Origin of the sequence: Streptomyces sp. NBC_00210, from assembly GCF_045160975.1 — a bacterium.
Lineage (GTDB): Bacteria > Actinomycetota > Actinomycetes > Streptomycetales > Streptomycetaceae > Streptomyces.
Genome location: NZ_CP108120.1, coordinates 3,242,980 through 3,254,363 on the forward strand (window position 1 = coordinate 3,242,980; position 11,384 = coordinate 3,254,363).

General features: G+C 68.9%; 15 protein-coding genes and 1 pseudogene. 5 read left to right on the top strand and 11 right to left on the bottom strand.

Going from position 1 to position 11,384, the window contains the following annotated elements; all coding sequences use genetic code 11:
- Nucleotides 1–35: 35 nt before the first annotated feature.
- Entirely contained in the window at nt 36–275 is a 240-nt protein-coding gene (locus OG729_RS14580) for a chaplin (RefSeq protein ID WP_360885480.1), read from the bottom strand.
- Nucleotides 276–508: 233 nt separating this feature from the next.
- Between OG729_RS14580 and OG729_RS14585 the strand changes: the two genes are divergently transcribed.
- Nucleotides 509–919 carry a rodlin gene (locus tag OG729_RS14585; protein WP_405806418.1) on the top strand — a complete coding sequence of 137 codons (411 nt, stop codon included), beginning with the start codon at nt 509–511 and terminating at the stop codon, nt 917–919.
- A gap of 116 nt (nt 920–1,035) precedes the next feature.
- Here OG729_RS14585 and OG729_RS14590 read toward each other — a convergent pair whose 3' ends face one another.
- Complete coding sequence (locus OG729_RS14590) at nt 1,036–1,677, bottom strand: vitamin K epoxide reductase family protein (RefSeq protein ID WP_405806420.1); 642 nt, start codon at nt 1,675–1,677, stop codon at nt 1,036–1,038.
- A 418-nt stretch (nt 1,678–2,095) separates the two neighbouring features.
- On the opposite strand from OG729_RS14590, the gene OG729_RS14595 reads away from it, so the two are divergent.
- The 3 genes from OG729_RS14595 (at nt 2,096) to OG729_RS14605 (ending at nt 3,966) form a co-directional block, all read left to right on the top strand.
- Nucleotides 2,096–2,506: a rodlin gene (locus OG729_RS14595; protein WP_360885280.1), complete on the top strand. Its 411-nt coding sequence runs from the start codon at nt 2,096–2,098 to the stop codon at nt 2,504–2,506.
- 305 nt (nt 2,507–2,811) lie between these two features.
- Nucleotides 2,812–3,045: a chaplin gene (locus OG729_RS14600; RefSeq protein WP_360885277.1), complete on the top strand. Its 234-nt coding sequence runs from the start codon at nt 2,812–2,814 to the stop codon at nt 3,043–3,045.
- A 270-nt stretch (nt 3,046–3,315) separates the two neighbouring features.
- Entirely contained in the window at nt 3,316–3,966 is a 651-nt protein-coding gene (locus OG729_RS14605) for a DUF4360 domain-containing protein (RefSeq protein ID WP_405806422.1), read from the top strand.
- A gap of 74 nt (nt 3,967–4,040) precedes the next feature.
- On the opposite strand, the gene OG729_RS14610 is transcribed toward OG729_RS14605, so the two are convergent.
- The 3 genes from OG729_RS14610 to OG729_RS14620 all read right to left on the bottom strand — a co-directional run bounded on the left by OG729_RS14610 (nt 4,041) and on the right by OG729_RS14620 (nt 5,090).
- Entirely contained in the window at nt 4,041–4,406 is a 366-nt protein-coding gene (locus OG729_RS14610) for a chorismate mutase (protein ID WP_360885271.1), read from the bottom strand.
- Nucleotides 4,407–4,658, bottom strand: coding sequence for a hypothetical protein (locus tag OG729_RS14615; RefSeq protein WP_405806423.1), 252 nt, complete (start codon nt 4,656–4,658; stop codon nt 4,407–4,409).
- A gap of 90 nt (nt 4,659–4,748) precedes the next feature.
- Complete coding sequence (locus OG729_RS14620) at nt 4,749–5,090, bottom strand: hypothetical protein (protein ID WP_405806425.1); 342 nt, start codon at nt 5,088–5,090, stop codon at nt 4,749–4,751.
- Between the two features lie 100 nt (nt 5,091–5,190).
- Here OG729_RS14620 and OG729_RS14625 point away from each other — a divergent pair, with 100 nt between their 5' ends.
- Complete coding sequence (locus OG729_RS14625) at nt 5,191–6,258, top strand: helix-turn-helix domain-containing protein (protein WP_405806427.1); 1,068 nt, start codon at nt 5,191–5,193, stop codon at nt 6,256–6,258.
- A 14-nt stretch (nt 6,259–6,272) separates the two neighbouring features.
- Here the strand turns inward: OG729_RS14625 and OG729_RS14630 are convergent.
- From OG729_RS14630 to OG729_RS14655, 6 genes and pseudogenes are all read right to left on the bottom strand, one after another.
- Nucleotides 6,273–7,238, bottom strand: a pseudogene (locus OG729_RS14630) (hydroxyacid dehydrogenase); the annotation flags it as partial.
- A complete protein-coding gene (locus OG729_RS14635) occupies nt 7,235–8,017 on the bottom strand; it encodes a 4'-phosphopantetheinyl transferase family protein (protein ID WP_405806429.1) in 783 nt (260 codons plus the stop codon). The gene OG729_RS14635 and the pseudogene OG729_RS14630, both read right to left, overlap by 4 nt.
- Before the next feature lie 11 nt (nt 8,018–8,028).
- On the bottom strand, nt 8,029–8,763 hold the full coding sequence (fabG, locus tag OG729_RS14640; RefSeq protein WP_405806431.1) for a 3-oxoacyl-ACP reductase FabG: 735 nt from the start codon (nt 8,761–8,763) through the stop codon (nt 8,029–8,031).
- The gene (locus OG729_RS14645) at nt 8,760–9,878 is read right to left on the bottom strand and encodes a beta-ketoacyl synthase N-terminal-like domain-containing protein (RefSeq protein WP_360885254.1); all 1,119 of its coding nucleotides are present in this window, start codon (nt 9,876–9,878) and stop codon (nt 8,760–8,762) included. Before OG729_RS14645 ends, fabG begins: the two co-directional genes overlap by 4 nt.
- Complete coding sequence (locus OG729_RS14650) at nt 9,875–11,116, bottom strand: beta-ketoacyl-[acyl-carrier-protein] synthase family protein (RefSeq protein WP_360885251.1); 1,242 nt, start codon at nt 11,114–11,116, stop codon at nt 9,875–9,877. The genes OG729_RS14645 and OG729_RS14650 overlap by 4 nt, the downstream gene beginning before the upstream one ends.
- The gene (locus tag OG729_RS14655; protein WP_360885248.1) at nt 11,113–11,370 is read right to left on the bottom strand and encodes an acyl carrier protein; all 258 of its coding nucleotides are present in this window, start codon (nt 11,368–11,370) and stop codon (nt 11,113–11,115) included. Before OG729_RS14655 ends, OG729_RS14650 begins: the two co-directional genes overlap by 4 nt.
- Nucleotides 11,371–11,384 lie beyond the last annotated feature (14 nt).

Below are 11,384 nucleotides of genomic sequence, written 5' to 3' on the forward strand. Positions count from 1 at the left end.
ACCGGTGGCGCCACCCTGGTGCGACGGCGCGCGGGTCAGCCGTTGGAGGCGACGTTGCCGAAAGCCGGGTTCAGGAGTCCGACCACGTTCACGGAGTTGCCGACGAGGTTCACCGGGACGTGGGTGGGAAGCTGGGCCAGGTTGCCGGAGAGCGCACCCGGCGAGTTGGCGGCGGTACCTGACGCGGTCGTGTCGGCGAACGCGGAACCGGAGGCAGCACCAGCGGCGAGTCCAGCGGTGGCCAGCACCAGGGCGGCCTTCTTGGCAGTCTTCATGGGAAATAGCACCTTCTGCTCGATGTTCTGCCCAACGTTAGGGCTCACACAGATCGAAACGGATTGCCCATAGAGATGACACGGCGACAGCGCCGGTACCCCCTGTTCAGCTCAATTTCCCTACGAGCGTGCCGATGCGGGCCAATTGAGTGAACCCGCAGAACCAATCCTCAAAGGAGGTAGTTGACCAGGGAGCCCCACCAGCGGGCATCCACGAGACGTAAGGACGGAACATGTTCAAGAAGGTTATGGCGACTGCGGCGATCACCCTTTCCGTGGCGGCCGCGGGCGCGGCTATGGCGCCGCAGGCTATGGCCATCGGCGATGACGAGGGCACGATGACGCAGAGCGGCAACGACGCCAGCCAGTCGTTCGGCAACGCCGAGACCTACGGCGACATGAGCCCGCAGATCGGTCTCGTCCAGGGCTCGCTCAACAAGCCCTGCCTCGGCCTGCCCGCCAAGGCCAACCTCGGTTCGCTCGTCGGCGTCGTGCCCGTCGGGGTTCAGGACATCCCGGTCCTGTCCGCCCCGCAGACCCAGCAGTGCACCGAGAACTCGACCCAGGCCAAGGGCGACGAACCGCTGTCGCACGTTCTCAGCAACATCCCGGTGCTGTCCGGAAACGGCTCCACCGACAGCTGAGGCTCGCCCACCGGCCCGACGCCGGTCGGCACGCAGAAGCCAGTCACATCGAAGACCCCGGCGCCTCTCGCAGGCCGCCGGGGTCTTTGCGTGTCCGTACAGGGAGTTGGCCCGGGTCAGCCGGTCCAGAAGTCCCACCAGCGGGTCAGGATCAGCATCCCGATGATCCCGATCCACAGCACCGGCGGCATCCAGTGGAACTCCATGAGCCCGTTCCGCAGGCCCTGAGGGACCTTGATGATCCGGTGCTTGATGTTGTGCACCGTGACGTAGCAGAACATCACGATCGTGGCGACCCACGCCAACGAGCACCACAGGCACAGCGAGTTGATCTCGTACAGCGACTGATACTGCAGCCACGTACAGAACCCCACCCCGAACAGACAGCCGGCATTGAGGCCCAGCCAGTACCAGCGGCGGTACCGCGCCCCCGCCAGCAGCGCCACCCCGATCGCGATCACCATCGAGTACGCAACGAGCCCCATCATCGGATTCGGGAACCCGAACGCCGACGCCTGCTCGCTCTTCATGACGTTCCCGCAGGAAACGACCGGATTCAGACTGCACCCCGGCGTGAAACTGGGGTCTTCCAGCAGCTTGAACTTGTCGATCGTGATCACCCACGAAGCCAGCAGACCCGCCGCCCCCGTGATCACGAGCAGCCAGGCAAAGGGACGGCTGCCGCCGATTTCGTCTCTGCGAGCCCTTCGGCTTCTCCCGTGTTCCGTGGGCACAGATCCGGTCACCGTGATTGTCATACTGTTTTCACCGCTTCGATTGCGTGCTGGACGGCCCCATTGTGCCTCAATCACGAATTGCTCCGACCGCCCGGAATTCATTCGGCAGACGGGTGAATACGGGGCAGGAAGACCGTCCAGGAATGATGGAATGGCGGAGCAGACCGTGCACGCGATCTGCGCCCGGTGCAACCCTCCAGCCGGCGGCGCATTGCGTCGTGGGGCAGTCGTGCTTCCTGTTGGCATGGCGCATCCGGGTGCGCGCGACGGTCTGCTCTCACCGGCGGAGGGCTCCTCAATGGCCCTCCGCCGGTATTTACGTACCGGCCACACATAAACGCATTGCGGCATTCGAGTGACCGCACGGAACCAAACCCGCCGGACGCAGTTGATCAGTCTGCTCCGCGATCGAATCGGTCAAAGCGAAAAGGGACAAAAAGTGATCAAGAAGATTCTGGCCACCGCTGCGGTCACCGCTTCGATGGTGGGCGCCGGTGCCGCGATGGCTCCGCAGGCCCTGGCCATCGGCGACGACGGGGGCACCATCACGGAGAGCGGCGTCGGGGCCTCGCAGGTCTTCGGCAACTCGACCACCAACGGCGACATGAGCCCGCAGATCGGTCTCGTCCAGGGCTCCCTGAACAAGCCCTGCCTCGGCCTGCCGGCCAAGGCGAACGCCGGTTCGCTCATCGGCGTCGTGCCCGTCGGGGTACAGGACATCCCGGTCCTGTCCGCCCCGCAGACCCAGCAGTGCTCCGAGAACTCGACCCAGGTCAAGGGCGACGAACCGCTGTCGCACATCCTCGACAGCATTCCGGTCCTGTCCGGAAACGGCTCCACCGACAGCTAGTAAGGGTTCGCCGCTGAGCGCCGCGCGTTCGGGGTGCACTCATTCAGGGCGTCATATGCTCCAGCGAAATAGAAATGACGCCCCGAGAAGCAGGAATCGCGTTTTCCGGCAAAGAATCTCCCCGGCGGTTCGATAAAGCACCCATGCTGCATACGAGTGACTTTTCGAACGGGCGGTCATATTGAGGTTTCTTTGCGGGAATCCAGTCGTTACCAGTCCTGCAGAGGTGTTCACGAACAGGAAACTGGCAGCGCAGCGCGAAGGTCGCGCTTGCGTATGGCACCACTGCTGAAAGGATCCAAGAAATGAAGCACACGAAGGCTGCGGCCGTCGTCGCAGGCGTCCTCCTGGCCATGGGCGCCGCCGCCCCCGCGATGGCGGACGGGGATGCCATTGGTTCCGCTGTCGGCTCCCCCGGCGTCCTGTCGGGCAACGTCCTGCAGATTCCGGTCATGGTTCCGGTCAACGCCTGCGGCAACTCCCTCAATCTGATCGCACTGCTGAACCCGACTATGGGCAACGCCTGCATCATCGGCTGACATTCAGCACAAAGCGGCCCCGAGGTACACGAAAGTGCACCTCGGGGCCGCTTTTTTGTGATGGCTGATTCCGGCACATCGACGAGAGGCTGATAACGGACCTAGTCAGCCCCTGCGTTGGTACCTACCATTCCAGTCGTTCCGGCTCTTCGAGAAACGCCCAGAAATGTTTTGAAGAGTTGACGCGGTCATGCCTAATCGGCGTTCCTTGCCGAATTTGTCGTGGCCGGCTTCCGGATGAACCCCTCACATTTCCCCGATGGGAGAATCATGTCCCGTGCACTTTTCGCGGGCGGCGCGGCAGCGGCAATTCTCGCTTCGTTGCTGGCCTCTCAGAACGCTTCCGCCGTCAGCATCGCGCCCCCCGACAAAATCACGATCGACATCGCGACAGTCAACGGATCCGGCTGTCGTCCAGGGTCCGCCGCGGTGGCGGTGTCCGAGGACAACACCGCCTTCACCGTGACCTACAGCGAGTACCTCGCCAAGGTCGGCGTCGGGGCGAGCCCGACCGACTACCGGAAGAACTGCCAGCTCAACCTCGTGGTGCATGTCCCGCAGGGCTTCACCTACGCGATAGCCAGCGCCGACTACCGCGGCTTCGCCAGCCTCCAGTCCGGCGCCACCGCCGCACAGAAGGCCTCGTACTACTTCCAGGGATCTCCGGACACGGCGTCCAGAAACCACCCCTTCAAGGGCCCGCTCGATGACAACTGGCAAGCCACCGACTCCACCGAGTGGGGCCAACTGGTGTGGGCGCCGTGCGGGGTGAAGCGCAACTTCAACATCAACACCGAAGTGCGGGTCAGCGCCGGGACATCGGATCCGAAGAAGACGACCAGCTTCATGACGATGGACTCCACGGACGGAGAGATCAACACCATCTACCGGCTCGCCTGGAAGGTGTGCCCCGAGAGCTGAGGAGAATCGTTCTGAGCATGCACGACGCCCCGGCCACCTCGCGGTGGCCGGGGCGGCAGCTGCGTGAAGGGTGGTCAGCCCTCGGCCGCGGGGGACGACCCCCGGCAGATCTCCAGCAGTGCGAGCGAGATCGCCGTGCCCTGACGGCCGAAGCCGTCCGCGTACGACTTGATGATCTGCATCTCGCGGCCGGTGTCCGTACGCGAGCCCCCCTCGGCCATCCGGGCCCGCTGCACCGCGTGCGAAAGTTCGCGGCGGCGCTCGAACAGAGCCCGGATCTCGGCGTCGATCCGGTCGATGCCGGAGCGGAGCTCGCTCACGTTCGCCGCGCGCAGGTGGTCCGGTTCAGCCCCGTCGACCTGTTCCTCGGCCGGGAGTCCGGGAGCCTGGCCGGAAGGCACAGCGCTTGCGGACGCGGTCGCTTCCTGCTGCGCGAGCATTTAGTCCCCCCAGGTGTTGCCGTTGATGGTGAGCTGGATCGACTGTGCGAGATCGTGCGGCTTCACTCCGAGCGTCGCCCCGGCCCCCGCGACGATACCGAGCACCGAGACCGACGCTCCCGTCGAAGGCTCGTGAGCGGTCTCCGTCGCGCCGGCCATCGGCGCCAGAGCGATCAGCGCCGCAACTGCCGTCCCCATGGCGGCCGCGGGCATGGTGACGATCCGTACGCGACGTTGAGCGATGTTCCCCATGACTGCTTCTCTCCCCCTGAAATCTCACTGCGATCGGGCGTTCCTCCCGACAGCCATGAGTCTTGCCTCTCACAACCCGTCCCGTCTGCATCACGGACTGTCAGGGTCCTGTGATGGCAACTCCCTGTCAGCCGGGACCAGTCCAAGCCGTTCCATGGCGAGTGGGAGCGGAACCGCTGGTTCCCACACGATTGCTGTGGTAGCGGGTGAGGGTCGCAAGGCGCGGGCGACAAGCAGGACCGCGGCCTCCTCCGTGCGGGCCGCGTCCACGTGGCCGAGAAAGAGCACCAACTGCGCGTCACCGTCCGCCGCCAGGCTGAGATGAAGATGCTCCAGACGGTCCTCGGAGGTGACCACACGGCGGATCCGATCGTCGAGCGCTTCCCCGGCGGTCAGTGCCCGCGCGGGCACTCTGGCCGTCACCAGGAACATGATTGCGCCTCCATGAACAGCAACTGAAACGAAACAGTGACCGGCGAGTAACGTTGCTGCTGATCGAATCTGGCTGAGATACTTGTTTTCGTCGCTGCGTGTGACCGCGCCGTTGACATGGGAGTTCTCCGGGGGGCGAACGTTGGACCAGTTAGGTCTGGATTCGGATGCAGAATCTGTCTATCGAGTACTGCTCAAAACACCCAGGGCTGGGGTGGCAGAGATCGCCGAGGTGCTCGGCTGGCCTGCCTCCAGGGTGACCGACACGCTCAATGAACTGGCAGGACTCGCTCTGGTACGGAGGTCCTCGGAGGAACCGGACAAAATGCGGCTGGTCAACCCGGAGTTCGGGCTGGCAAGTCTGCTGCACCGGCAGGAGCAGGAGCTGGCGGCGCGCCAACAGGCCATGGCGGCAGCCCGGTTGACCATCACGCGGATGCTCACCGAGTACGACGACACCCCCTCGGCCGAGACCACCGGGGTGCACAGATACACCGGCCTGGACGCCATCAACTCGCAGATCGAGCGCCTGTCGCACAGCGCGGAGAGCGAGATAGCCGTATTCGCGCCACGCGGCGCACAGACCCGGGCGGCGCTGGACGCGGCGCGACCGCTCGACCGGAACGCCCTGACCCGCGGCGTCCAGCTGCGCTATGTCTACCTCGACTCGATCCGCAACGACCCGGCGACGCTGGGCTATGCGCGCTGGCTGCAGGAGAGCGGCGGCGAGGTGCGCACCCTCCCGCAGCTGCCGCTGCGCATGATCATTTACGACCGTCGTACGGCCATCGTCCCCACCGATCCCGAGGCCGCGGCCAAGGGCATTCTGGTGCTCGACGGCACCGGTGTGATCACCGCGCTCACCTCGCTGTTCCAGCAGACCTGGGAGCAGGCGCAGCCGATCGGCGGCGCCCGGCCGCAGGAGCCGGAAGGCCTGACCCCGCAGGAGCAGGCCGTTCTGGACCTGCTCCTGGAGGGCCACACCGACGAGGTCGTCGCCCGCAAGCTGGGCGTATCGGTGCGCACCGGACGGCGTGTCACCGCGGAGCTGATGGCACGCCTGGGCGCCCGCAGCCGCTTCCAGGCCGGAGCGCTCGCGATGGACCGGGGCTGGCTCGGTCCTGCGGGCTCCAACGAGGAAACGGATGCGGGCGCCGATGGAGGCTGAGGTCACCGGTTGACCGCGAGGGCCCTGCCCGGGGCGTTGACTGCGTCGGGCACGGGCGCACCCGCGAGGGCAAGCAGTACGGACTCGGCGGCCTGGGTGCCCGCGCGCTCCTGCGCCTCGGGGGTGGAGGCGCCCAGATGCGGGGTGACGACCACGTTCGGCAGCTCGAACAGCGGGGAGTCGGTGCACGGTTCGGTGGCGTAGACATCGAGGGCGGCGCCGGCCACCCGGCCCTCCTTGAGGGCGGCGTACAGCTCGTTCTCGTCCACGATGCCGCCGCGCGCCGCATTGACGATGCGCAGGTCGGAGCGGACCCGCTGGAGCGCATCGAAGCCGATCAGGCCCGTCGTCTCAGGGGTGCGCGGCAGATGCACGGTGAGGAACTGCGCCCGGGCGAGCAGCTCGTCGAGGCCGACCAGCCGGACGTCGATGCCCGCCGCGTGCGTCTCGCTCGCATACGGGTCGTACGCGATGACGTCCATGTCGAACGCGGCAAGACGGCGGGCCACCAGCGAGCCGATCCGGCCGAGGCCGAGCACGCCGAGCGTCTTTCCGGCCAGCTCCACACCGGTGTACGTACTGCGCGCCCAGCGGCCCGCCTTGAGAGCCGCGTCGGCCTGCGGGACATGGCGGGCCACCGCCAGCAGCAGCGCCACGGCGTGCTCGGCGGCGCTGACGACGTTGGAGGCGGGGGCGTTGACGACGGTGACACCGGCGGCGGTGGCCGCGGGCACGTCCACATTGTCCAGGCCGACGCCCGCGCGGGCGACGACCTTGAGGCGGGGGGCCGCGGCCAGCGCCTGGGCGTCGATGCGGGTGGCTGAGCGTACGAGCACGGCGTCGGCGTCGGCGAGCGCGGCGAGCAGCGCGGGGCGGTCGGTGCCGTCGACGTGCCGTACCTCGACGCTGCCGTCCCGGCCGAGTACGGACACGGCGGACGGGCTGAGCGCGTCGGCGATCAGAGCAACGTACGTACTCATGGGGCCAGTTCCCTTTCGGTGGTGATCGTGCGCAGCAGTGCGGAGCCGTCGTGGACGGACAGGCGCAGCGGTGCGCCGACGGCGGCGAGCGCGGCCCGGTGGCCGGGGCCCGCGTCGAGGTCGTACAGGCGCAGCGGCAGCAGCGGACGGTCCGGTCCGTCCCAGGACAGCAGCCGCGGCGGGGCGTGGGGGGCCGTGACCTTCAGCAGGTCGGGCGCGACGGCGAGGCCGTCGCCGGTCGACTTGAGCAGGGCCTCCTTGCGGGTCCAGTAGCGGATGAAGCCGGCCGGGCGGGCGGCCGCGGGGAGCGTGGCGAGGACCGCGCGCTCCTGCGGGGCGAGGACCCTTGTCGCGACGTCGGGCGCGTACGGGGCGATCTCCTCGACGTCCACGCCGACCGGGGTGGTGTGGGCGAGTGCGACGAGCACCCGGTCGCCGGAGTGCGAGAGGGAGAGGCGCAGCGGGTCGGGGGGCTGGGGCTTGCCGTGCGGGCCGCCGCAGTGCTTGCACATCACGGTGAGCATCACGTCGGGGGCGCTGAGCCCGAGTTGGCTCGCGACGGCGACGCGGGCGAGGGCGTGGGCGGTGAGGTAGAGGGCGCGGGCGGCGGGGTGGCGGAGTTCGGCGAGGCGGGTGCGTTCGCGGGTGTCGAGCAGCGGTGACAGCTCCGGGTGGGCGTCGTGGGGTGACGCCCACCAGAGTTGGCAGTGGCCGGGCTGCAGGGCTGGAATGGCCGGCCCCGCCGGCGATTGAGCCGCGAGAGCCCGGGGGCGGAGCACCCGATGGGGCGTCACAGGCCGCCGTCCACAGGCAGGACCGCGCCGGTGACGTAGGCCGCGCGGGCGGAGGCCAGGAAGGCCACGGCGTCGGCGACCTCGGAGGCGAGTCCGGGCCGGCCGAGCGCGGTGCGTTCGGCGATCTGGTCCTTCACCGTGCCCTCGAGGCCGGCCGACATGTCCGTGTCGATGAGTCCCGGCGCGACCGCGTTGACCCGGATGCCGCGCCGGCCGACCTCCTTGGCCAGCGAGCGGGAGAACGCGATGATCCCGGCCTTCGAAGCCGCGTAGTTCGTCTGGCCGGCGTTGCCGTGCAGCCCGGAGACCGAGGAGACGGTCACGATGCTGCCCTTACGGCGCTTGAGCATGGGGAAGACGACGGCGCGGCAGACGTGGTAGACGCCATCGAGGTTGGTGGCGATCACGTCGTGCCACTCGGCGTCGGACATCATCAGCAGCGGCTTGTCGCGGGTGATGCCGGCGGACGTGACGGCGACCTCGACGGGGCCGAAGTCCTTCTCCGTACGGCTCACCCAGGCGCGCACGTGATCGGTGTCGCTGACGTCGACGCGCGCGGCCAGCGAGCGCGCGCCCGCCTCGGCGAGCTCCTTCTCCAGGTTGGCGGCGGCCTGTTCGTCGCCGCGGTAGCAGAAGGAGATGTCGTACCCGTCCTCGGCGAGCCGCAGGGCGGCGCTCCGTCCGATACCGCGTGAGCCGCCGCTGATCAGGGCGACGGGGCGGGCGGTCATACGGCACCGTCCGCCGTGCCGGAGCCGTCGGCCGCTTCATCGGCCGGTGTGCCGGAATCGGGCGTGGCGTTCGTCAGCAGGCGCAGGACCGCGCAGCCGACCGGGCCGTCCGGGTCCGTTGCGGTGATCAGGGCGATGCGGCCTGCGCCGTCCGGAGCCGACAGCAGTGCCGCGATCTGGAAGGAGGCCGTCGCCGCGGCCGTGTCGCCGAGCAGAGCGGGGGACGGGACCCGGTCCCGTGCAGAGGCGGTGAACAGCGCCTGGAGTACCTGCTGTTCCTGTTCGCCCGCCGGTCCCGGTGCGCCGCCCGGGACGGCTGCCCATATCTCGCCGGGGGTCACACCCGCCGCGGTCAGCGCGTCATGCACGGTTGCCGCGAGCGCGTCCGCGAAGTCCTCGGTCAGCGCGACGCGGTGGTGCACCGCGAGAACCTCGGCCAGGGCCCCTCCCGTGGCGTCGCCCGGTTCGAGCAGCACCATCGCGCAGCCTTCGCCGACGACGACCTCGTCTCCGTACGCCCGGTGGGCCAGGTGGGCGCGGCTCGCCGAGTACTCCTCGACCGAGCCGCACAGCACCCGCTGTGCCCGGCCGTCCGCCAGCAGCCGGCGCGCGTGCGCGAGGGCGATCAGGCCCGAGAGACGGCCGGCCGCGACCGTGGAGTTGGGGCCTTTCAGGCCATGGCGGATCGCGCTCGCCGAAGCGGCCCTGTTCATCGCCATGTTGGGGACCTTCGACGGCGGTACGTCGATGGGCCGTTCGCCCTCCAGCGAGGCCTTGGTGAACTCCAGGAAGCCCTGGACACCGCCGGCCGCCGTGCCGAGGACCAGCCCGGTGCCGGTGCCGCCCTCCTCGTCGCCGAGCAGTTCCCGTACGGCCACGGCGGTCAGCCCGGTCATCCGGTCCATGCCGCGGGTGCCGACCCGGCCGAGCGCCTCGCGGACGTCGAAGCCGGGGACGAGGCGAGCGGTGGCGGACGGCTCGGACAGCCATTCCTCGGGGGCGGCGGACGGCTCCGGTGCCGCGCCCGAGCGCAGGCCCCGGGTCAGGGCCTCGCTGCCTGTGCCGTACGGCGACACGGCCGACCACGCAGTGATCACCGCGGTGGTGGTGCTCATCGGGCGTACTCCCCTCGGGGGTTCTCGTGGCGGCCGAGCAGTACGACGGCGTTGTTGCCTCCGAACGCGAGGCCGTTGTTCTGGACGATCCGGACGTCCGCGGAGACCGACTGATTGGGCACCACGTCGACGTCGCAGGTCGGGTCCGTCACACGGTGATTGGCGGTGGGCGGGATGAAGCCGTGCCGGATGGCGAGGGCCGATGCGATCGCGCCGAGCGCGCTGGCCGCGCCCATGGTGTGGCCGATCATGCCCTTGAGGCCGACGGTCCGCGGGGCGCCGTCCCCGTACACCTGGCGGATCGCCGCGATCTCGGTGGTGTCGTTGGTCGGTGTGCCGGTGCCGTGCGCGGAGATCAGGTCGACCTCCTCCGGCTTGACGGAGGCGTTGGCGAGGGCGAGGCGGATGCAGCGGGCGACGCTGTCCTCCTCGGGCGCGGTGGGGTGCGCGGCGTCGCAGTTGAGGCCGTAGCCGAGCACCTCGGCGTAGATGTGCGCGCCGCGCTCCAGCGCCGACGCCTCGGTCTCCAGGAGCAGCAGGCCCGCGCCCTCGCCGGTGAGCAGGCCCTTGCGCTCGGAGTCGAAGGGGCGGCACTCGTCGGGGGCGATCAGGCCGAGCCGCGAGAAGCCCGCGAAGGTCTTGCGGTTCAGCGCGTCCGCGCCGCCGACGAGCGCCCATTCGGCCTCGCCGCTGCGCACCGCGTCGAAGCCGCTGCCGATGGCGTAGTTGCCGGCGGCGCAGGCGGTGGCGACGGTGCTGGTCTCGACGTCGGACAGACCCAGTTCACGGGCGACGTTCAGCGCCAGGCTGCCGGTGGCGGACCGGCTCATCGCCGCGCCCGTGAAGGCGCTGAGTCCGATGGCGAGCGCGGATTCGGCGAGCAGATCGAGCTCGCCGACCTCGCCGTCGGTGGTGCCGATGACGATGGTGCCGCGCCGCGAGCGCAGTTGCTCCTCGGTCAGTCCGGCGTCGTCGAGCGCCATCCGGGCTGCCGCGGCCGAGAACTGCGAGGCACGCCCGGTCTCGTCGGCCCGTACGTTCCGCAGTCGCGTGGCCGCGTCGAAGCCGTGGACCTGGTGGCCGCGGTTCGCCGGGAACCCGGCGGTGTCGAAGACGGTGATCTCACAGGTGCCGACCCGGCCCGCCTTCAGGGACTCGGTGAACTCCGCGACTCCGTTGCCGATGCTGGACAGGACCCCGCAGCCGGTGAGAACGACCCGGCGTGGCTCACTGGTCACGGCTGCCGTCCCTCGGCTGTGGCCAGCACCTCGAGGACGGCATCGAAGTGGACCAGCTTGACCAGGTCCTCCTGCGGGATGACCACGCCGAGCTCGGCCTCGATACGGGACAGGATCTCGATGGCGCCGAGCGAGTCCGCGCCGTGGTCCTCGATGAACAGGCTGGTGGCGGTGAGCTCTTCGTCCTCCAGTTCAAGGACGTCGAGGATGATGGACCGGACGGCCGCCACGTCGGCAGAAGCGTTGACAGTCATTGCGATGCCTCTCG

Coding starts and splice junctions, on each gene's coding strand:
- OG729_RS14615 (WP_405806423.1), bottom strand. CDS start 4,658: ATGGGGAACATCGCTCAACGTCGCGTACGGATCGTCACCATGCCCGCG.
- OG729_RS14600 (WP_360885277.1), top strand. CDS start 2,812: ATGAAGCACACGAAGGCTGCGGCCGTCGTCGCAGGCGTCCTCCTGGCC.
- OG729_RS14655 (WP_360885248.1), bottom strand. CDS start 11,370: ATGACTGTCAACGCTTCTGCCGACGTGGCGGCCGTCCGGTCCATCATC.
- OG729_RS14590 (WP_405806420.1), bottom strand. CDS start 1,677: ATGACAATCACGGTGACCGGATCTGTGCCCACGGAACACGGGAGAAGC.
- OG729_RS14645 (WP_360885254.1), bottom strand. CDS start 9,878: ATGAGCACCACCACCGCGGTGATCACTGCGTGGTCGGCCGTGTCGCCG.
- OG729_RS14580 (WP_360885480.1), bottom strand. CDS start 275: ATGAAGACTGCCAAGAAGGCCGCCCTGGTGCTGGCCACCGCTGGACTC.
- fabG (WP_405806431.1), bottom strand. CDS start 8,763: ATGACCGCCCGCCCCGTCGCCCTGATCAGCGGCGGCTCACGCGGTATC.
- OG729_RS14620 (WP_405806425.1), bottom strand. CDS start 5,090: ATGTTCCTGGTGACGGCCAGAGTGCCCGCGCGGGCACTGACCGCCGGG.
- OG729_RS14610 (WP_360885271.1), bottom strand. CDS start 4,406: ATGCTCGCGCAGCAGGAAGCGACCGCGTCCGCAAGCGCTGTGCCTTCC.
- OG729_RS14605 (WP_405806422.1), top strand. CDS start 3,316: ATGTCCCGTGCACTTTTCGCGGGCGGCGCGGCAGCGGCAATTCTCGCT.
- OG729_RS14585 (WP_405806418.1), top strand. CDS start 509: ATGTTCAAGAAGGTTATGGCGACTGCGGCGATCACCCTTTCCGTGGCG.